The organism is Pantoea sp. RG18, assembly GCF_025910075.1.
In the GTDB taxonomy this organism is placed as follows: Bacteria; Pseudomonadota; Gammaproteobacteria; order Enterobacterales; family Enterobacteriaceae; genus Pantoea; species Pantoea agglomerans.
Genome location: NZ_JAPCIL010000009.1, coordinates 94,247 through 114,888, shown reverse-complemented (window position 1 = coordinate 114,888; position 20,642 = coordinate 94,247). Strand labels below are relative to the sequence as shown.

Sequence of the window (20,642 nt, the reverse complement as noted above, 5' to 3'; positions counted from 1 at the left end):
CACCCTTGTGGACTGCAACACAGCTAACCCTGTTCGGGCATGCTGCGGTGATTAAACTGCGTTTAGCACCACTTTCACCCCGTTGTGCAGGCGATAGCCCACAGCACTTTATGGTACATTTTTGCGCTCCAGCCAGACAGTTGCGTGTTAAATAATAATAAGTAAATGATTAATATATGAAAAATGGATTTACTGGCAGGCCGGCTGTTGCAGTCTCCCTTGCACGGCTGACCCCTGGCGGCCAGTGGATCAGCAGATTAATGACGCGATTCATGCCAGCCTTTATCTTCCTGCTGGCGGGATGTGGAACCCTGTCGCAAACCTCCGCCCCGGTGGGCGATCGCGTTTATCTGACACACGCCACCTTTCATGAAAATGTCGACGACATCGTGCAGCATTACATGCAACAGAAGCAGGTTCCCGGCATCAGCATTGCGGTCATTCATCGCGGTGGGCCGACCCGCTATTACGCTTTTGGCGTCACCGATCGTGTGCATCGCTATCCGATCACGCCCGATACCCTGTTTGCGCTGGGATCGCTGAGTAAAGGCGTGACGGCAGAAGTGATTATCCAGCTGGTTGATCAGGGTAAGCTGCGCTGGAGCGATACACTGGCGGATCTTCTGCCGGAAGGCGTTCGCCTCAGCGCTGACGCGCGGCGCATCACGCTGCTGCAGCTGGTGACGCACACCTCGGGTCTGCCGCGACAGGATATGGATCTGACGATGCTGCAGCAGTTCGTACGTTATCTGGACACCGGCGAGAACTTCTATGGCAATCTTGATAGCGACAAGCTGCTGAGTTATCTGGCGGACTTCTCTGCACCTGCGGTACGCATGCCACACTACTCCAACCTCGGCTATGCGCTGCTCGGTTATATCCTGCGCACGCGTTGTCATCAGGGCATTCAGACGCTGGCGTCACAGCTTATCTTCACACCGTTAAAGATGAACCAAAGCAGTTTTGTACCGGAAACGCTGGCGGGCTATCCATTGCGTGCGCTGGGCCATGCAGGCGATCAGCCGAAATTTATTCGCCGCGGCACGCTGACGCCTGATTGGCATTTTCACGGCAACATGGTGGCCGCGGCCAGTCTCTACAGTAATGCGCGCGATCTGAGTGCTTATTTGCGCGCACATCTCAGCGCTACCGGTGATGCTGCGCGGGACCGGGCTTTCGCGGCGGTAGATCAGGCGTGGTATCAGCAGGGCGCGCAGGCGCAGAATATCGCCTGGGTGACCGACACTTTCGAAGGGCAGCAGATCACCTATCAGGTGGGCTATATCGGCGGCTATGCCAGTTTTATCGGCTACGATAAACGTAACGGCAATGCGATTGTGGTGCTGCAGAACGGCTTTAACTGGAGTAACTATTTAGGCATTGCGTTGTTGGTCGATCTGGCAACTCAGGATAAAGTGGTCGGACAGTGATCCGCTACCTGGCCTGTGTGCAGTAAAGTGAATAGCGCTGTTTTTCCTTACACATAGCGTCAGTGCGCCGGAACTGAAGTGCGATAAACATTGTCTTTAGCCTGACTGTCAAAATTCAACGTGGAAATCATTATGCGCAGGACTCAACGTGTACTTTTATCAATGGGATTACTGGTTGGCTCGCTGAGCCTGATCCCCGCTGTACAAGCCGCTGGCGAAGCAACGGATACCGTTCCGCCACCGCCGCAGATTCAGCCTGCTAATCCGGATGCGCAGCCCGCTACGCCTGATACGGGCAGCGTTCAGCCGGATGCCGGTGGCGCGCAAAGCCAGGCACCGACCAGCTCACAATCTAATGATGGTATTACGCCGACCACGCCGGCACCTTCCAACGGCGCGCACCCTAATTACGACCTCAGCACCATCATCATCGACTACAAACAGTACCAAATCGGTGACACAGTGCCAGAGAAGTACACCGATAAAACGTACACCATCAATGAGTGGCAAAAGCGTAATCTGCCTGCTCCGCAGGAAAATACCCACTGGGCCTATATCAACGCCAACTACATTCTTATTACCAATGACACCGGCAAAATCGTCATGGGTAAATCGGGCGATATCTTCTTCCGCGGTTAAAATAAGCGCGGTTAAAATAAGCGGTAAAAATCAGCCGGTCGTGATGACCGGCTTTTTTTTAGCTGAAACGCTCAGCACCAAAGCTTGCCAGCATCGGATGCTTTTCACCGCTTACAATTTCCTCAGCCAGTAATTCACCGACAATCAGCGCCAGGGTTGCGCCCGAATGCGTGAACGCCACATAACAGCCCGGCACCTTCTGCAGTTGCCCCAGTACCGGATCGCCATCGCCCGGAATCGGCTTCAGGCCAATTTTCCAGCTCTGGACGCTGAGCGGCTCGTCACCCCGTAACAGCTGACTCGCTTCCTCGGCCAGCTTTGCTACAACCTGCTTATCAATATGGTAATCGCCTCCGGCCAGCTTCTGGATATCAGCCTCGTACCAGTCATGATCCAGGGCGTAACGGTTGCCGGGGTTTGGCCGGATGGCGGCGCGGGGCGTGTTCAGCACCGCTTTGAGTTCATGTTTGCCCGGCTCAGTGATCACCAGCATGGAGACGGGCGATCCGTTGGGAATCGTCACGCCCAGTGGCGCAATCACATCCGGTGTCCAGGGCCCGCAGGCGACCACCACCGCATCTGCCCGCAGTTCACCCAGCTCACTGCGAATGCCGCAGGCCCGGCCATTCACTGTGATCACACTGGCTTTACCGGCGTGTTCAATCACTTCACCACCGCGTGCCCGGAACTGATTCACCAGATACTCTGACAGGTGCGGCAGGCTGACCCAGCCTTCACCGGGGTTAAATATCGCCTGCGACGGCAGCGCGTCAGGATCGATCGTCGCATCCGCCTGCGCCACGTTATCAGGTGTCATGAGTTGTGAGTCGTAGCCGTGTGCTTTCTCATAGGCGTGCCGCGCCTGCGTTCCGGCTGCATCATTGCTGAACCAGCAGACCCCGCCATCAAAACGCAGCCAGTCGAGGGTAGGTTGTTGAGCAAACAGGGTGCGATAGCGATCAATGCCCGCCATGCGCAGCGCGTGATAGGGGCGGGAGCGTTCGCCCGCCGAGTTGAGCCAGGAGAGAGAACGTCCCGATGCGCCAGAACAGAGCGCGGCTTCGGTCACCAGCGTTACCGCCGCTCCCCGTTTTGTCAGCTCCAGCGCCGTCGAGACACCTATTACGCCACCGCCCAGTACAACTACTTTCATTTCAGTTTTTACCGCCATTATGAGGTTCCTTGCTCAGTTACAGCACTTCAGAGAGAAAACGTTGCAGTCGCGGCGACTGTGGCGTATCAAAAATGGCGCCCGGCGGCCCGGCTTCAACAATCTCGCCTTCGTCCATAAACACCACCTGATCCGCCACTTTGCGCGCAAAGCCCATTTCATGTGTCACCACAACCATCGTCATGCCGCGACGACAGAGATCCGCCATCAGCGTCAGGACACCCTTCACCAGTTCGGGATCGAGCGCGGAGGTCGCCTCATCAAACAGCATGACCTCGGGATCCATCGCCAGCGCGCGGGCAATCGCGACACGCTGCTGCTGGCCGCCGGAGAGATCGCGTGGCCGGTGATCGGCGCGCTGACCCAGACCCACTTCTTCCAGCCGCTGACGCGCAATCGCCATCGCCTGCGCTTTGGGCAGGCCTTTAACCCGCCACGGTGCCAGCGCCACGTTCTCCAGCGCGCTGTGATCGGGGAAGAGATTGAAATGCTGAAACACCATGCCGATCCGTAACCGCAGCGCATCTGGCTTGTCGCGCAACACTGACCGATTAGCCAGAAGTACATCCCCCGATTGCGGTTCATGCAGCCGGTTGATGCCGCGCAGCAACGTCGACTTACCCGAACCGGATGGCCCGATAATGCAAGTGGTACTGCCGGGCGCGACCCGCAGCGAGACGTTACGCAACACCTCAATCGGGCCATAAGCCAGAGTCAGATCGCGCAGCTCCAGGCTGGCACCGTGCCAGCTCGCGGCAGTGGTGCTGTTCAGGTTATTCATGGTTGCCTCCGATCCGGGGATGAGTGACCAGTGCGCCGCCGGGCGCTCTGACTTCCTCCACCTCTTTTAAGCCACTTTGCGGGGCAGTCAGGCGACGTCGGCCGGTGCGATAACGCACATCGACATAGTTGACCATGTGCGTCAGCGGCACAGTGATAATCAGATAGAACAGCCCTGCCAGCATCAGGGGCGAGAGATTGCCGGTGAGCACCGCTGCATCCTGGCCCACGCGAAACAGTTCCCGTTGTTGTGTCATCAGGCCCAGCAGGTAAACCAGCGAGGAATCTTTAATGATGGCGATGAACTGGTTAACGATGGCGGGCAGTACGCGGCGAATCCCCTGCGGGATCACCACCAGTCGCATTGCCCGGCCATAACTCATCCCCAGCGCACGGCAGGCTTCCATCTGGCCGCGTTCAACACTCTGAATACCGGCGCGGAAAATCTCGCCCATGTAGGCGCTGGCGATCAGGCTAAGTGCGAAGATCCCCAGCGGATAGGGCGTAGGACCGAACAGCTGATAGCTAAAGCGCGCCAGGCCCTGACCAATCAGCAGAATGGTCAGAATCGATGGCAGACCGCGGAACAGATCGGTATAGAGCCGGGCAGGCAGACGCAGCCAGCGTGAGGGCGAGATGCCCATCAGCGCCAGCAGAAGGCCGAATAGCGTGCCGAGCAGCGTTGCCGCCAGCGAGATAATCACCGTGTTGACCAGCCCGGTGGTCAGCATCTGCGGCAGTACTTCCATCATTGATGGAAAATCAAAGAAGGTGCGGGAAAGAATCGTGAGCAAGTCCATCGCCGTCTCCATGCAGGGTGGGGGATCCCCCGGTTAACTCAGGACGCGAACGTCCGCATCTTTACTGCCCGCCAGGCAGATACTGTTTTGGCATCGGCGATCCGGGAAACCACTTCTGATAGAGCCGTTGCCAGGTGCCATCCTGCATGGCTGCTTTGATGGCACTGTCCAGCGCGGCCTTGAAGGCGGGTTTGCCTTTGGCAATGGCAATGCCGGCCGGTGCATCAAACGAGGGGATGTCGGCGGCAGAGACCAGCTTAAAGCGGTCGGCGTAGCTTTTTGCCGCCTCGTAGTCGAGGAAGATTGCGTCGAGCGTACCGTTGTTGAGCGCAGAAACTGCGCTGTTGTTATCCGGGAAGCGCACGAGATCGGTCTGGGTGAAGTGTTCGACGGCATAGCTCTCCTGCAGCGTGCCCTGAACCACCCCGAGCCGGTGTTTTGCCAGGCTGGCGACATTCTTCACGCCGCTGTCGTGGCGGGTCAGCACGGTGAGAAATCCCGCCAGATAGCCGGTTGAAAAATCCACCGTCTTTTCACGCGCAGGGGTGATGCCGATAGCCGCTACCGCCGCGTCATACTGACCGTTGGCCACCGCCGGCATGATGGCCGAGAAGTCCTGTCCAATAAAATCGACCTTATCGATCCCGATACGATGGGCGACATCTTTGAAGAATTCGACGTCAAAGCCGGTGAACTGACCGCTGGCATCCGTGAAGGTGTAAGGTTTTGAGTCGCCGACGCTGGCGATGCGTAGCTGACCCGGTTCGATCAGCCCATAGGGATTGTTATCGCTGGCAGCCAGCGTACAGAACGACAGTGAACAGAGTGCGAGCGTGGTGCCTAGCAGTTTGCCCAGGGTGGTTTGCGATTTCATAGCTCATCCGTTTTTGCAGGTTTAAACATCAGAGACTGTTGAGCCAGCGGTTATAATTGAGACCGGTCTCAACACAGGTGGCACCTTAAGACGCTGGTGTTGTGAGACCGGTCTCAAGGGGTTACAATGAGTTTAAGCACAGCCTTTTTTCGGCGTCAATATTCCTGTCATCAACCTGTGATTCAAAATAATTATGACCAGCCAGAAACGACAATCTAAAGCGCCCACCGTGGCGGATGTGGCGCGCGCAGCAAAAGTATCCAAAGCCCAGGCGGCGCGTGCGCTGGGTGGCTATGGAGCGGTCAGTGATGAGGTGCAGGAGCGGGTCAACAGCGCGGCCTCCGCGCTGGGCTACCGTCTGAATGCCCTGGCCCGCAGTATGAACACCGGACGTTCCAATACCATTGGTGTGATTGTCGGCGACATTGAGAATCCCCATTTCGGTCTCGCGCTGCGCGGCATGGCGGATGTGGCGCGCACTGCCGGTTACCATCTGCTGCTCAGTAACAGCGATGAGAAGTTGCAGGCTGAGCAGGATGCGGTGCGGGTGATGCTGGAAAAGCGGGTCGACGGCATCATCGTTGCGCCCTGCTGTTCAGAACACCATCACAACAGTCACCTGACTCAGGTACTGGAAGAGGGCAGAGCGCTGAAATTATTTGATCGCGCAGTGACTGACCTTGATGTGGAGGCGATCTGCTGCGAATTTACCGAAGTGGCTGCAGAAGCAACCTCGCAGTTACTGGAAGCGGGCCATCGCCACATCGCTTATATCACCAGCATGGCACTGGCAACCGACTACAGCACGCCAGGGGATTTTGGCCTGACGCCGGTCGCCCAGCGCGTGGGCGGCATGATGCAGGCATTTGCTGCCGCGGGCGTGGAATTTGATCCGACGATGGTGAAAGTGAATGCGCTGGACGAAGCGGAGATTGCCCGTATCGTGGCCGAGCTGTGGCAGCGTCCGCAGCCGCCCACTGCGCTGGTGGCTTCTGACAGCGTGGTGGCGATGTGGCTGCTGCGCGAAGTGACGCAGCGCGGACTGCGAATCCCTGCCGATCTCTCATTCGTGATGTATGACAATTTTCCGTGGAGTGAGATTGTCACGCCACCGCTGACGGTGGTAGCGCAACCGGTGTATGAGATGGGCCGTGAAGCGGCACGACGCCTGATCGCGGAGATACGCGGCGAAGCCGTCGGACCGATGCCGCGCTTTGATGCCCGTCTTATGATTCGCCAGTCCATTGCCGCACCGGCCAGCCTCATCAGTGCGGAATGATGCGGTTAACCCGGCCAGCCCGGTAACCGATATCGCCTGGCTGATGCGTTCGCAGGCAATGGGTCTATCATTTTCGCCAGTTTTGGACCTTTTTAATCAACAATGGTCGTGGCAATCTGCAGAGATATTCTGTAGCCAGGAGGCAACATGCCACAACATACCAATCAGTACGGACAGCCGGTCGGTGGGCCAATGCCAGACTGGCAGCCCCGACCTCTGCCCCAGCATCAGGTTTTTACTGGCGAAGTTTGTCGGCTGGAGCCGTTCAGTGTGGCGCGTCATGCTGAGGCACTGTTTGAGGCATGGGCGCTGGCTGAGGATGGGCGTGACTGGACTTACCTGCCTGCCGGTCCCTTTACCGAACGTCCGGCATGGCAGGCGTATGCCGCACAGCTTGAAGTGAGCCGCGATCCGCTGCATTTTGCCGTGATCGATCTCGCCACCGACCAGGCGGTGGGTAGCCTGTCGTTAATGCGCATTCAGCCTGAACATGGCGTAATGGAAGTCGGGCATGTCATGTTTTCGGCCCGGCTGAAACAGACCCGCATGGCAACGGAGGCGCATTTCCTGCTGATGCGTTACGCCTTTGAGACGCTGGGTTATCGCCGTTATGAATGGAAATGTGATAGCTGTAACGCCCCTTCCCGTAAGGCGGCGGCACGTCTCGGTTTTCGGTATGAAGGCGATTTCCGTCAGGCGATCGTCTACAAAGGACGTTCACGTGACACCAGCTGGTTCTCGCTTATCGATAGCGAATGGCCGCAGGTGAAAAAGGGCCTGAAGCGCTGGCTGGCGGAGGATAACTTTACCGCCGACGGTCAGCAGCGCGAAAAGCTGGAGGCGCTGCGCGACAGACCCTGACAGGGTGATAACGGGATCACATTAAAATATCTTTCAGGACCGCCGCCAGCAGGGTGGTGGTCATGAGAATAGATAACCGTTTGATCCAGCGTATATCGGTGGTCAGGGTAACAACGTCATTTCTGAGGCTGTCCACAGCCGAAGTTAATCGGAAATTCATTTCACTGAGAGCGACATCCAGCTTATCCACTTTGGCTTCTAACTGATTAAAACGGATGGCCAGTTTGTCCGTTTTTCTTTCAACATGGCCAAGCCGCTCGTCTATCTGATGTACTTTTGTTGTGAGCTGACCAAGCCGCTCATCTATCTGATCGACTTTGGTTGTAAGCTGGCCGAGCCGAATGTCTATCTGATCAACTTTTATTGAAAGCTGGCTGACCCGGCTGTCTGTCTGGTCGACTTTCAATGTAAGATTGCCGAGTCGATCATCCATCAGGTCGACTTTGGTCGTAAGGTGACTGACCCGATCGTTTGTCTCGTCGACTCTGGTCGTAAGATGGCTGACCAGATCGTTTGTTTCGTCGATTTTAGTCGTAAGGTGACTGACTCGATCGTTTGTTTCGTCGATTTTGGTTGTAAGGTGGCTAACCCGATCGTTTGTTTCGTCGAATTTGGTCGTAAGGTGACTGACCCGATCGTTTGTTTCGTCGACTTTTGTTGTAAGGTGTCTGACCCGATCGTTTGTTTCGTCGACGTTGGTCCTGAGCTGACTGACCCGATCGTCTGTCTGGTCGGCTTTTGCCTGAAGCTGCCCGAGCCGAATATCTATATGGTTGGCTTTGGTCTGAATCTGACCGAGTTGCTTTCCAATCTGTCCGCCTGGCTGCCTCTGCTGCATATCAGTAAACACCTCCACCATCGCCTCCGCTTGCTGATCGTCGATCCCTGCCTGTTGCAGCGCTTTAAAGGCTTTGTGGGTACTCATCATTGTGCTTGTCATCACGACACCTCCCTGTGCACTTCAGCGATAACGGCATCATGACAGGCAAAAGACGTATCGCCACTAAGCCGGTTATATTTTGCGCGTATCGCCGAAAAATATCAATTAGTACAACAAGTAACGTGCAACAGAGTGCGGGCTGTCTCGCAACATTTAGCTGATGGCAGGATGAGGCGACTCTGCGGAAATCCGCAGAGTCGGAAAGGGAAAAAGCGGGCGTCAGGGCTGTGGCACGATTTTAATTTCAACCATGCCGATGCCCAGTTTGCGCGGATCCTGACCGGTGATATTGCCGGTGTTACTCAGCTGTGGTTCAGGTGGTGCAATCACCAGACGATGGCTGGCGCCTGGGTTATCAAAATGCAGGGTATGTGTCGATATCTCTTCACTCAGTGACAGCAGTTGCTGCTGATCGCCCACCCGAACCGGAATCGCCCGGTGCGCGTTGGGGCCATACGCACGCGCGGTGATCACCAGATCGAACTTCGCGGGCAGCGCATCGATATAGTCGATATGAACCTCGGGCGCGAGATTAGCGTTAGACCAGCGTCCCCAGCTCTCTGGCCGTGAGATGCCGCTGAAGCTTTTAACACTCTCCGGTGCGCCAGGCACGTCAAGCCGGAAGCTGTCAGCGCTGTAGCGAATGTTGTTATCTTCAATACGGATCTGCGCGAGGTTCTGCTGGTAACGCGCATCGCTGATAGCGCCCTCGGGGAAACGGACTTTGCCTTTCCACTGTGGTTTGTCGACATGCGTCACCGACGGCGTGCCGCCGAGCTGTCCCATCGCCACACAGAGATCGCCGGAAAGTGCCAGCGAAGGCTGCCAGAGTCGCGCCATCTTAAAACAGCGATCCACCCAGAGGAATTTATCGGCTGAGGCGAAATCCGCCAGCTGATAGCGCAGCGGTGCCGAATATTCCCCCTCCGGCATCGGCTCAACGTGCTTATCACTGATGCGGAACAGAATCGGCAATTTGAAGGTGGTTCCCGAGAAGCTGAAGATATTCTTCGCCTGATCCACCGTGAAGTTGTCTATCTTCTTCGGGAAGTTCCACAGCTGGATAATGTCGGGCTTCCAGCTCGTCACCTTACTCTTCATATCGTCGAACTGGGTGGAGAGTGAAAGCGATGAGAGGCTGCTGCGGCCCAGGCCAATCGCGTTATCGCCGCCGAGAATATCGAGCAGCGTGGCGCCGTTATCCAGCGTGCTGCGCTTCGCCTCCATCAATTCCGCCTGCGGCTTGTCACCACGGATCACCATGAAAAGATTGCGACGGGGCTGTTTGACCAGCCACGGATGCGCAGTGTTGTTCATCGCCAGATGATCCGAGCTCACCACAATCACGGTGTTTTTGAACCACGGCGACGCTTTAATGCGCGCAATCAGGCGCGCCACATGCTCCTGCGAGCAGGCGACCGCACTGAATGACTGATTCGGTTTGCCCTCAATGCTGTAGCTCCTGCGATCGCAGCTGCGTGAGATAAATCCGTCAGGATGATGGGTGTCGACGGTCAGCGTAAATAGCGCAAAAGGTTTACCGGCCTGAGAGAGTTCCTGATACTTCTCAAACACCTCATCCATTACCGTATCGTCGTAATAACCCCAGTTATTACGGTAGGTGGGATCGGCGACGCGGCTTTTCAGCTCCTGCGAACCATAAAGGTTAGCGGGATCAAAACCGTGTGATTTCAGGAAGACATCTTTCCCGGCGAAACGCAGATCGGCACCCTGAATAAACCAGTTCTGGTAGCCGGAGTTCTTCAGGATGTCGCCCAGACAGACGTTCTGTGGATAGAAGCTGGAGAGCGACGCGGACGCATTGCCATCAAATGGGGCAAACAGCGGAATGCCACACTGTGAGGCGACCATGCCCGCAATGGTGTAATCGGTACCTGGCAGCTGTTCGGTTTCGCTGAAGTCGATGCTCTGCTCTTTCTGCCGGCTCAGCTCCGGCGCTAAGCCGGGAAAGGCGATAGGGTCAAAATAGGTGCGCTCTAAGCTTTCACCATAGATGTAAACCACGTTGAGGTGCGGCTGTTCAATGCGATTACGCGGCACTTTATAGAAGTTGTCGAAGTCAGAATCTGCCAGTTGGGTATGCGATACAATCAGGGTCGCGACCTGGCGAAAGGCCGGGGTGGTCTGCACCGAGCCGAGTGCACAGGCGGCGGCCAGCAGCGACCAGCCCATGTGATGCGGACGCTTACGCCGCCGCAGAATCCACGACAGCAGGCAGAACAGCAGAAACAGCACGATGATCAGCCCAATCGCCGGCACCACATATTTACTGACACCCGCGCCGGTCAGACTGTTGGTCAGCGTATAGAGCACCGCATCGTTGATGCCGTCACCGGTAAAATAGTTGCTGGCATAGAGGGTGGCGTTCAGCACAACGAAAAGCACCAGCAGAATAAGAACGACAATAAACCAGAATTTGTTACGCCCGGCTTTACAGGAATAGATTGCAATAGCGGCCAGAAACAACGCGACGGACACCAATTCGGACAACGGCAAATCCTCTCTTCAGGGCTACGCGAGGCTTCACGCAACCGGCCACCTTCGGGGGATGGTTTTTCGACAATCTATATTGGCTGTAATCCGGCTGCAACATATCCGGCCCGATTTGTGCGGTGAAGAGCAGATTGGTTTATTGTCATTTCAGAAGTGAGGTTATCAGGCGTGACGGTGGCTGGCGCGCACCGTCAGCAGAGCAGAAGTCAGGGCGATTTTCAGAGTTTGCCGGTGAGATATTGTGCTTCGCCGTCGGCAAAACTCCAGTCACCTTTGTCGTTGGTGATAAAGCTGATCATTAAATCGTTGCCCTGCACACCACAATGTTCACGCAGCTCACGCGCCAGCTCGGCCATGAACAGCTGTTTCTGTTCACTGCTGCGTGGGCTGGTATAGACCCGCACCATCACCAGATTATCGCTCCGGCTGAACCCCAGTCCGGTATCCTGAAATACCATCTGATAGCGCTTGTTTTCCTGAACAATCTGGTAACGATCGCGTTCCGGTACCTTAAAGGCCGTGAGCACGGCGCGGTGTGCCGCATCCAGCAGTGTACGAAGCTCTGATTCTGAACGACCCTGGATAACATCAAATTGCAGCAGTGGCATAGCGGATTCCTCCCGGTGATTAAGAACCCTATGGTGACCCCTTTATCCGGCGGGAAAAAGCGCGTAGCCTGAAATGATTATTCACTATAGTGAACAATAAAGATGAAAGAGATGAAAACGGATATGCTGTGGGATCATCTGCACTGGCTGACCGTACTGGCAGAGCAGGGCAGTTTTACCCGCGCGGCAGAGCGGCTCGACGTCAGCAAGGCGGCGATGAGTCAGAAAATCAAAGAGCTGGAGGAGATGGCCGGTGTGTTGCTGGTACAACGCACTACGCGCAGCGTGCGGCTGACCTCTGCCGGTGAGAAGCTGGTGGAGGAGCTACGCGAGCCTTTTGCCCGCATTGAACAGAGTTTTTTCAGCGTGCGGGACACCGCCGGGCCGGTCCGTGGCCTGGTGCGCATTACCGCACCGGTGGCGTTTGCCCGTCAGCAACTGGTGCCGATTATCGGTGAGTTTCTGCGTGATTATCCGCAGGTGCGTCTGCAACTGGATGTGACTGACCGCATTGTGTCGCTGAGCAGCGAGGGATTTGAGCTGGCCATTCGACACAGCGACACCCTGCCGGAAACCCACGTGGCACTGCCGCTGTGTGACACGCGAACATTACTGGTGGCATCACCCGCCTATCTCAACGAACAGGGGATACCGCGTACGCCGCAGGATCTGGCGCAGCATAACTGCCTTTACTATCCACGCGGCGTCGAATCACCGCGCTGGCGGTTTACCACCACCGCGGATAGCGAACAGGTCCAGATACGGATCCAGGGCAGCTTTGCCACTAACAACAGCGAGTCGATACGCGATGCGGCCCTGCAGGGGTTAGGGATCGCTATGCTGCCCGATTTCAGCGCCCGGGAGGCGCTGGCAGCAGGGTCATTGCAGCAGGTGTTGCCTGCGTGGCAGCCGGTTGAGGCCTTTGCCGCTCGCCTGTGGATCGTACGACCCTGGGCGGCGCAGGTGCCCCGCGCGGTCACCACGTTTACACACTGGCTACGCGCGCGCTTTGACCGTTGAAGGCAATGCCAGCGCAGGTGGCGTGGTGTGCATCATCTCGCCAATCAGGCTGCTGCGGTTATATAAACCAAGCCGCAGATTGAAGTCGAGATGCAGCCGCTCGTTGCCGGTTAATTTTATAATGGGTGGCGGCGTCTGTGGCCGCTGCTGAAACATCACTGACTGCGCAAAGGCGCTGCTGCTGTCGGCATGCAGGCGCTGATAGAACCAGGCGCTGGCTTCACTTTTACGCAGATAGAGATTCGCCCGCCGGTATTCCCGCATCGCAACCTGCTGCGCCAGCGACAGGAGCTGACGAGACGGATTCTCCATATTCTGCACAATCAGCGGAAAATCATCACGCTTCTTCAGCTCATGGAAATAGTTGCGGATACCGACGTTTTTAACCGGTGCCAGCTGTTTCAGCCATTCGCGGATAAAGGGATTTTGCGGGGCGGCAGCAAGAAACCAGCTCTCGGTGATCGGCGCAAGCAGGTTCAGCGTCGATTGCTCGCCATAGTAACCAATGAGATCCATTGACCGCGCTTCGTGAACGCGATGCACCCAGGCGAGATTCTCAAACAGCAATGTGCTGCAATCAATGCCGATGCCGCCATAACGGTGAATCAGCTCAAGCCGGATGATTTCACTTTTATGTGCCAGCGTCAGATCGGAAGAGATAAAGTTGAGATCGGGCAACCACTGCGACAGGGTGCGCTGCGTAATCAGATAAACCTGGTGGTCGGGGTTGTCCCGCCGGATTTTACTGATATTCAGCGCCATTGAGGCAGGCAGGTGATCGTTATGCCAGACCATCCAGACGATTTTTGGAATCTCCGGCAGATCTTTCTGCTGCGCGATCAATACGACATTATCTTCCTGACCCGGATCATATTCCGGTGCCCGACAGAGTTTCTGCTGTTTTCTATTCCATAACATCTGGCTACTGAACGATATTCTTTTCCAGTTACGCCAGATTTTATGCGCTGGACGTTGGCGATGTAAAGTCATGGTACACCTGTTATTTTTATTTTCCCGTCATAGTGCAGGCTCTGCCCGTTCCGCCAGCGGCGGAAACGGCCGACATTGCAAACTGGCTGCAATCCCGATGAGTGCGGGAATTAATGAATAGTTTTCCCTGGTGGCGACGCAGTGCTGGAGCGCGCGATAGTTTCCTCACGGCTGTTTAATTGCACTGCACCTTTTTAATAAAACATTATTTACACATTAGCTATGTCTTTTTTTGACTTTAGGATAATACGGAAATAATCCGGTCACGTTATGAAAATAATAATGTCGTTACTGTTAATCATTTATTTAAATGCGGGAATAAACGCAGTTAAGGAATATCTGAATATTATTCTTAACCTGCGCGTTATCCTGCGGCCCGGGCCACAGGAACAGTGGCTATTGTACTTAACTGGTGGTGTAAGCCCGGCTCATCAATCCGCGGAATCAGACAGCCTGAAGAGGATTGTCTACGCTTAAGAAGAACTTACTGAGAAAGGAGCGCGCATGCAGAGTGAATCTTACGGGTTACTGGCGGTTGATAAGCAGGGTAATCGCGTCCTGTTTCTTAATCCGGAAACCTTCGCGGTCGAGCGGGAACTGAACGCTTTTCCACCGCGGCCGCATGAACTCCTGATGCTGGCCCCCTGGGGTAAAGCCTATGTACCCATTTTTGGCGACGGCGTTCATGGTAATAACCCGCATCCGGGTCACAAAGTGGCGATTATCGATTTACAGCGTCGGGAGATCAGCGGCTTTATCGATCTGTCGCCGCTGCGGGCACCCCACAGCGGGCAGCTGGGCCGCGATGGCAAAGTCTATCTCTGCTGTGAGCAGAGTGCCGCAGTGGCGGTGATCGATCCGCAGACCGACAAAGTGGAAAAAATCATTCCAGTTCCTTCTCACAACGCGCATCGCCTGACGCTGTCACCCAGCGGCCGCAAGCTGTTCACCGATAACGAAGAGGATGCGACCATCACTGTGGTGGATCTCTGTGAAGCAGAGGGGCGGGTCATCGACACCATCCTGCTGCCCGGGCCGATTGCGGGCATCGCTGCCTCTCCGAAGCACCCCTATCTGGTCGCCAGCGCCGCTGATGCACCGTTGCTCTATGTGATTGATCGGCAAAGCCACCGCATTCGCCAGCGCCTGACGCTGCCGGGTCATGAACGACCCTGTCAGGTGGTACGCTTCAGCGCCGATGGCGAGCAGCTGGTGGCGATAGGGGATCAGGAACCGCTGGTGACGCTGTTTGACGATCTGCTGAATCCGCTGGGCGACATCCGGGTAGGTAACATGCCGATGGATGGCTGTTTTACGCCAGACAGGCAACAGCTGCTGATTGCCAATCAGGATGATGGCACGCTGAGCGTCATCGATCTGGCGCAGCGTAAAGTGATTGCCACGCCGCGTGTTGGAACGGGCTGTGAGGTGCTGGGTTATTTTCCGATCGGTCAGATAAACGGACGATGATAGATCGCGGAACTCCAGTGGCGGCTGCTGGCGTGCTTCTCCGCCTGCCAGCCGCGTTTACGTAATTCGCGCGCAATCATCTTATTCATGATGCCGTGGCCCAGCAGCAGCACCGTGCCATGCCGTGAGTGATCGATCAGCTTCTCTGCCGCCGCGGAGGCGCGGCTGCGCGCATGTTGCAGCGACTCCGCTTCACCCGCATACCCGCAGAACCACAATAACCGCAACAGGGCCAGCCAGCACAGGGTAGGCAACTGCACCGCGCCGGTTCGCAGCAGTGGCACGGCGACTTCGCTGAACACGGCATCAACCTCATGGGGCTGCAGACCGAGCTGGCTCAGGGAGGATTGTGCGCGGGGCAGGGGACTACAGACAATCACCGCGGCCTGACGTGCAATCTCAATACTGCGCGGCGGCGGCCCGTCACTGACCTGTGACTGATCGTAGGCTTCGCACCAGTCTGCCAGCGCCTGCACGCTCTGGCGACCCGCAGCCTGGTGGTCAGGTTTACCGTGTCGCATCAGGATAATTTTCATAGCATCTCTGTCCGCCCTTTTTGTCAGGGTAACGTATTGTCTGCGCTTACAGCGATTTTTCAGAATAAATACACGTGTCATCTCATGGTCACAGGCGTGTGCGACAACAGAGCCCGATGAAAGGATTTTAGTCAGTCTTATAACGCTTAATCATAAGAGAAAATGGTAACTTATAGTCGATGGTGATTTTTTTCAGGCGATGTGTTGCGGGTAACTGGCTGAATTTGCGCTAAAAATGCGTGATGACGGGATGTGATAGTGAAGTTTTACTAATAATTTTCATCAGGATCTATTGATTTATCTACGCGCGTAGATACACTAGGTCCCCAGTGATTGCTCACGGTGCCCGATGCACAGTAGGCCCATCGATTGTTAAGTTACATTCGCTCAGTTTAAGCGACCGGTGAAAAATACACCGGCGAAATGGGGCGAAGAACAAGATTCCAACACCAGGGAATCCTTTAACCTTTCATCATGGTTAGTCAACTGAACGTCGTCACCGGGGAATTTCCGCTTTTATCAGGGAATCGACCCATGGACGGGCGTTTATCGATCTGCATACTCATTCAGGGATAGGGTTATGACGGCACACAACTCCGTTAATCAGCAGGCATCACTGTCATCCACTTCAGCCGCCGATGAGCGGTTTAACACCCCTTCAGGCCGCAAAGATTTCTGGCGCGCCACTTTCTCATGCTGGCTCGGAACGGCAATGGAGTACGCGGATTTCGCGCTCTATGGTCTGGCGGCCGGTATTATCTTCGGCGACGTCTTCTTTCCGGAATCAACCCCTGCCATGGCACTGCTCTCCAGCTTTGCTACCTGGTCAGTCGGCTTTGTTGCCCGGCCTATCGGCGCACTCTTTTTCGGCTGGCTCGGTGACCGCAAAGGCCGAAAGGTGGTGATGATCTCCACCATCATTCTGATGGGCGCTTCCACGACGTTGATCGGCTTAATCCCGAGCTATGCCTCTATTGGCGTCTGGGCGCCTGCCTGTCTGGTTCTGCTGCGCTTTACGCAGGGTTTCGGCGCTGGCGCGGAGTTATCGGGCGGCACGGTGATGCTGGGCGAATATGCGCCCACAGAGCGTCGCGGACTGATCTCCTCCGTGATCGCGCTGGGTTCTAACAGCGGCACACTGCTGGCTTCGCTGGTCTGGTTGCTGGTGGTACAAATGGATCAGCAGAGCCTGCTGGAGTGGGGCTGGCGTATTCCGTTCCTCAGCAGTGCACTGATTGCGCTGGTTGCCTTGTGGATTCGACGTCATCTGCGCGAAACGCCGGTGTTTGAGCGCAGAAAAGCGGAGATGGAAGCGGAACGTGCAGGCGTGCTGGCCGCTCCGGTGGTGGATCAGCGGCCTTTCTTCCAGCGTACCCGTGCCTTCTGGACCATGGTTGGCCTGCGTATCGGCGAAAATGGCCCCTCCTATCTGGCGCAGGGCTTCATCGTCGGTTACGTCGCAAAGGTGCTGATGGTCGACAAGTCCGTACCAACCACTGCGGTGTTCCTCGCGTCATTGCTGGGTTTCCTGATCATTCCTTTAGCGGGCTGGCTCTCTGACCGCTTTGGTCGCCGGGTGGTTTATCGCGTGTTCTGTCTGTTACTGATGTTCTACGCCTGGCCCGCCTTTACGCTGCTCGACACGCGTGAACCGATGCTGGTGATCCCGGTTATCGTGGTCGGTATGGCGCTGGCGTCGCTGGGTATTTTTGGTGTGCAGGCGGCATGGGGCGTGGAGATGTTCGGCGTTCATCATCGCTACACCAAAATGGCAGTGGCTAAAGAACTGGGTTCCATTTTGTCCGGCGGAACCGCACCACTTATTGCCGCTGCTATGCTTTCTTATACCGGTCACTGGTGGCCGATTGCGGTTTATTTCTCGGCGATGGCCGCAATTGGGTTCTTTACCACCTTTGTCGCGCCTGAAACGCGAGGGCGGGATCTCAATCTGCCTGAAGATGCCATCTAGCTTTGCCTGAGGATGCCATCTGCCAGGATAGCGCGAAAAGCAGCAGGCCGTGTAAAGCGGCCTGTTTTTTTATGGAGGAACGTGATGTGCCTAAGTCGTTAACGGGAAAAGTGACCCGAAGTGAAGTTGCGAAAGCGGCAGGCACCTCAGTGGCAGTTGTCAGTTATGTCATCAATAACGGGCCTCGCCCGGTTGCCGAGACGACCCGTCAGCGGGTACTGGAGGCGATTAAAGCCACCGGTTACCGGCCAAATGCGGCAGCACGCGCACTGGCATCCGGTAACACCAAAACCTTCGGATTGGTGGTGCCCAACATCGGCAATCCTTTTGTGGCCTCAATGGCGCACGTGTTGTTGCAGGAGTCGATGAATCACGGCCACGTTATGCTGCTGGGTGATGCAGGTGATGACCGGAAGCGCGAACTGGAGTTAATTCAGGGACTGCTGAATCGGCAGGTCGATGGACTCTTTTACAACAGCGTCGATCGCCATCCTTACATTGACCTGATTAAAGCCAGCGGTACGCCACTGGTCATGCTGGAGCGGGTTGAGCCTCAGCCGGGCGTTAACATGCTGCGGGTCAATGAGCGTCAGGCCGCCTGGCAGGTGACGGCACATCTGTTGAGTCATGGTTATCAGCAGGTCGGCATAATCAGCGGCCCGGTCGATATGCTTAACGCGCAGGATCGTATTCAGGGCTGGCGTGATGCCATGCAGGATCGCGGGCTGCCGATTGATGAATCGCTGATGTTTCCCGCCAGCTACACCCCACAGGGCGGATACGCTGCGGCACAAACCATGATCGCCCGGGGTCGTGTGCCTCGTGCGCTGTTTACCAGCAACGAAGGTCAGGCGATTGGCGCGCTTCGCGCCTTTTCCGAACATCAGATTCGTGTGCCGCAGGATGTGGCGCTGGTCTGTTTTAACGGTACCAATCACTCGTCGTTTCACGTCCCGACATTAACGACCGTGCGCCAGCCACTGCGTGAGATGGCTCGCTCTGCGATTCATATGCTGAAAGAGGGACAGAGCGAAGCGCAATTAAAGGAGTTTCCACACTACCTTGAAATCGGTGAATCCTGCGGCTGTGAGCCGCAAAGCCAGAGTTAGCCTATAAAAATATGAAAAGAATTATTATTGACTGCGATCCCGGCAACGGTATCGCGGGTGCCAACACCGATGATGGGCTGGCGATTGCGCTGGCCTTAGCTTCACCTGCACTGTCGCTGGAATTGATCACCACCGTGGCCGGTAACACGCCATGTGAAGTTGGCGCGCGCGTCGCCAAAGATCTGATCGTCCGGCTGGGATTATCTATCCCGGTAATCCAGGGTGCTACGCAGGCGCTACAGGAAGATCCTGCGCCGTGGCGCGAGACGCTGGATAACCGGGTCAATCAGCTTGCGCTGGGTAAGATGTGGCAGGGCGTGCGTCAGCCAGCGGATATAGCGGCGGATGCGTTTGATGCTGCTGACGCTATCGGCAAACTGATTTGCGACAATCCGGGCGAGATTACCCTGGTGGCGATTGGCCCGCTGACGAATGTGGCGCTGGCAATGCAGCGCTATCCCGCCATGGCCGACGCTGTGGCGGAAATTGTCATCATGGGCGGCGTTTTTACGCTGGATGATTATATCAAAGACACCAATTTTGGCCTGGATCCGGAAGCGGCCCATCAGGTGTTGCACAGTGGTGCAGCAGTAACGCTGGTTCCGATGGATGTCACCACGCAGACGCTGCTGACCCAGCAGGATTTGACCCGCCTGACCGCCGTCGATCATCCACTGACCGAATTTGTGCGCGATACGCTGCGTCCGTGGATCGACTATTCGATGGCGACCCGGCAGCTGGCGGGATGCTGGATCCACGATGCGCTGGTGGTCGCCTGGTTGCTGAATCAGCGGGTCGCTTCAGGCATCGATTACCGGGTGGATATCGAACTGCGTCCCGGTGCGACGCGCGGCAAAAGCTGGCGTTATCGTCAGCCCCTTCGGCTCACTGTCGGCGTGCCTGAGCAGTGCGGCGCATCGGTACATGTGCTGCATCGTGTCGATAACACGCTGCTGTTGTCGATTATTGAGCAGGCATTTAAGCGCCTGAAATCCTGATATCGTGGGCGATTAACTCGCCCGCGTGCTGGCGGCGGCGGATCGGTTTCCAGAAGGGCGCTGTGGCCATCAAACGCTGACGGTATCTGTCAGTTTGTCAGCGGCATCAGGATGCGGGCAGAAGGTGCAGGGCTTGTGTGAGCTGATACCCGGCATTACATTGCTTCGCACACGTCGATCCAGCGGGCGTTAGTCAGTTCAGCCATCAGCTGTGGGGTAATGCGGACGGCGCTGTGGATAGCGCCGGCGGCGGGCAGGACTTCCTCGAAACTGCGCAGTGAAACATCACAGTAAACGGTCAGCGGATTCTCAAGACCGAAAGGACAGACGCCGCCTACCGGATGGCCGGTCCAGTTAATCACCTCGTCCACGCTCAGCATTCGCGCTTTCGCCCCCAGCGCCGCTTTCAGCTTGCGATTATCCAGCCGGGCATCACCTCGTGTCACAATCAGCACCACGTCGTTTTTCACTTTCAGTGACAGGGTTTTGGCAATCTCTCCTGGCGTCACGCCATGGGCGCGGGCAGCCATCCCGACCGTCGCAGTGCTTTCGGCCAGTTCAATAATTTCAATTTCAGGGGCGTGTTCGGCGAAGAACTGGCGCACGGACTCCAGGCTCATCTTTCTCTCCAGGCTGATCGAAGGCGTAAAAATT

At 56.2% G+C, this 20,642-nt stretch carries 19 protein-coding genes; 9 read left to right on the top strand and 10 right to left on the bottom strand.

What is annotated here, in order from left to right; genetic code table 11:
• Positions 1 to 176 precede the first annotated feature (176 nt).
• Together OK409_RS11685 and OK409_RS11680 are read left to right on the top strand one after the other, a co-directional pair.
• Positions 177 to 1,430 carry a serine hydrolase domain-containing protein gene (locus OK409_RS11685; protein WP_264367079.1) on the top strand — a complete coding sequence of 418 codons (1,254 nt, stop codon included), beginning with the start codon at positions 177 to 179 and terminating at the stop codon, positions 1,428 to 1,430.
• A gap of 132 nt (positions 1,431 to 1,562) precedes the next feature.
• Positions 1,563 to 2,069 (top strand): RcnB family protein, encoded by a 507-nt coding sequence (locus OK409_RS11680; RefSeq protein ID WP_033759783.1) that lies wholly within the window; start codon positions 1,563 to 1,565, stop codon positions 2,067 to 2,069.
• A 58-nt stretch (positions 2,070 to 2,127) separates the two neighbouring features.
• Here OK409_RS11680 and OK409_RS11675 read toward each other — a convergent pair whose 3' ends face one another.
• The 4 genes from OK409_RS11675 to OK409_RS11660 all read right to left on the bottom strand — a co-directional run bounded on the left by OK409_RS11675 (position 2,128) and on the right by OK409_RS11660 (position 5,694).
• A complete protein-coding gene (locus OK409_RS11675) occupies positions 2,128 to 3,240 on the bottom strand; it encodes an NAD(P)/FAD-dependent oxidoreductase (protein WP_031593263.1) in 1,113 nt (370 codons plus the stop codon).
• A 19-nt stretch (positions 3,241 to 3,259) separates the two neighbouring features.
• Positions 3,260 to 4,021: an amino acid ABC transporter ATP-binding protein gene (locus OK409_RS11670; protein WP_052271138.1), complete on the bottom strand. Its 762-nt coding sequence runs from the start codon at positions 4,019 to 4,021 to the stop codon at positions 3,260 to 3,262.
• Positions 4,014 to 4,820 carry an amino acid ABC transporter permease gene (locus OK409_RS11665; RefSeq protein ID WP_010671730.1) on the bottom strand — a complete coding sequence of 269 codons (807 nt, stop codon included), beginning with the start codon at positions 4,818 to 4,820 and terminating at the stop codon, positions 4,014 to 4,016. The genes OK409_RS11670 and OK409_RS11665 overlap by 8 nt, the downstream gene beginning before the upstream one ends.
• Positions 4,821 to 4,881: 61 nt before the next feature.
• Complete coding sequence (locus OK409_RS11660) at positions 4,882 to 5,694, bottom strand: ABC transporter substrate-binding protein (RefSeq protein WP_031593265.1); 813 nt, start codon at positions 5,692 to 5,694, stop codon at positions 4,882 to 4,884.
• 193 nt (positions 5,695 to 5,887) lie between these two features.
• Here OK409_RS11660 and OK409_RS11655 point away from each other — a divergent pair, with 193 nt between their 5' ends.
• Entirely contained in the window at positions 5,888 to 6,973 is a 1,086-nt protein-coding gene (locus OK409_RS11655; protein ID WP_050680040.1) for a LacI family DNA-binding transcriptional regulator, read from the top strand.
• Positions 6,974 to 7,120: 147 nt separating this feature from the next.
• Positions 7,121 to 7,834, top strand: coding sequence for a GNAT family N-acetyltransferase (locus tag OK409_RS11650; RefSeq protein WP_250488906.1), 714 nt, complete (start codon positions 7,121 to 7,123; stop codon positions 7,832 to 7,834).
• A gap of 16 nt (positions 7,835 to 7,850) precedes the next feature.
• On the opposite strand, the gene OK409_RS11645 is transcribed toward OK409_RS11650, so the two are convergent.
• The 3 genes from OK409_RS11645 to OK409_RS11635 form a co-directional block, all read right to left on the bottom strand.
• Complete coding sequence (locus OK409_RS11645; protein WP_264367078.1) at positions 7,851 to 8,774, bottom strand: tropomyosin; 924 nt, start codon at positions 8,772 to 8,774, stop codon at positions 7,851 to 7,853.
• 219 nt (positions 8,775 to 8,993) lie between these two features.
• Positions 8,994 to 11,285 carry a phosphatidylglycerol--membrane-oligosaccharide glycerophosphotransferase gene (opgB, locus tag OK409_RS11640; RefSeq protein WP_089414594.1) on the bottom strand — a complete coding sequence of 764 codons (2,292 nt, stop codon included), beginning with the start codon at positions 11,283 to 11,285 and terminating at the stop codon, positions 8,994 to 8,996.
• A gap of 221 nt (positions 11,286 to 11,506) precedes the next feature.
• On the bottom strand, positions 11,507 to 11,896 hold the full coding sequence (locus OK409_RS11635; protein WP_010251498.1) for a tautomerase family protein: 390 nt from the start codon (positions 11,894 to 11,896) through the stop codon (positions 11,507 to 11,509).
• A 102-nt stretch (positions 11,897 to 11,998) separates the two neighbouring features.
• Between OK409_RS11635 and OK409_RS11630 the strand changes: the two genes are divergently transcribed.
• Entirely contained in the window at positions 11,999 to 12,916 is a 918-nt protein-coding gene (locus OK409_RS11630; RefSeq protein WP_033759795.1) for a LysR family transcriptional regulator, read from the top strand.
• Here OK409_RS11630 and OK409_RS11625 read toward each other — a convergent pair.
• Complete coding sequence (locus OK409_RS11625) at positions 12,893 to 13,906, bottom strand: glycosyltransferase family 32 protein (RefSeq protein ID WP_033759797.1); 1,014 nt, start codon at positions 13,904 to 13,906, stop codon at positions 12,893 to 12,895. The two genes, OK409_RS11630 and OK409_RS11625, sit on opposite strands and share 24 nt — an antisense overlap.
• 504 nt (positions 13,907 to 14,410) lie before the next feature.
• Between OK409_RS11625 and OK409_RS11620 the strand changes: the two genes are divergently transcribed.
• Positions 14,411 to 15,376: a hypothetical protein gene (locus tag OK409_RS11620; RefSeq protein WP_010251490.1), complete on the top strand. Its 966-nt coding sequence runs from the start codon at positions 14,411 to 14,413 to the stop codon at positions 15,374 to 15,376.
• Here OK409_RS11620 and OK409_RS11615 read toward each other — a convergent pair.
• A complete protein-coding gene (locus tag OK409_RS11615) occupies positions 15,358 to 15,912 on the bottom strand; it encodes a histidine phosphatase family protein (RefSeq protein WP_010251487.1) in 555 nt (184 codons plus the stop codon). The two genes, OK409_RS11620 and OK409_RS11615, sit on opposite strands and share 19 nt — an antisense overlap.
• A gap of 580 nt (positions 15,913 to 16,492) precedes the next feature.
• On the opposite strand from OK409_RS11615, the gene OK409_RS11610 reads away from it, so the two are divergent.
• The 3 genes from OK409_RS11610 (at position 16,493) to OK409_RS11600 (ending at position 19,988) form a co-directional block, all read left to right on the top strand.
• The gene (locus OK409_RS11610) at positions 16,493 to 17,881 is read left to right on the top strand and encodes an MFS transporter (RefSeq protein WP_010251485.1); all 1,389 of its coding nucleotides are present in this window, start codon (positions 16,493 to 16,495) and stop codon (positions 17,879 to 17,881) included.
• An 86-nt stretch (positions 17,882 to 17,967) separates the two neighbouring features.
• Positions 17,968 to 18,990: a LacI family DNA-binding transcriptional regulator gene (locus tag OK409_RS11605; RefSeq protein WP_264367077.1), complete on the top strand. Its 1,023-nt coding sequence runs from the start codon at positions 17,968 to 17,970 to the stop codon at positions 18,988 to 18,990.
• Between the two features lie 11 nt (positions 18,991 to 19,001).
• Complete coding sequence (locus tag OK409_RS11600; protein WP_010251479.1) at positions 19,002 to 19,988, top strand: nucleoside hydrolase; 987 nt, start codon at positions 19,002 to 19,004, stop codon at positions 19,986 to 19,988.
• A gap of 155 nt (positions 19,989 to 20,143) precedes the next feature.
• Here OK409_RS11600 and OK409_RS11595 read toward each other — a convergent pair whose 3' ends face one another.
• Positions 20,144 to 20,608: a YbaK/EbsC family protein gene (locus OK409_RS11595; protein WP_010251476.1), complete on the bottom strand. Its 465-nt coding sequence runs from the start codon at positions 20,606 to 20,608 to the stop codon at positions 20,144 to 20,146.
• Positions 20,609 to 20,642: the final 34 nt, after the last annotated feature.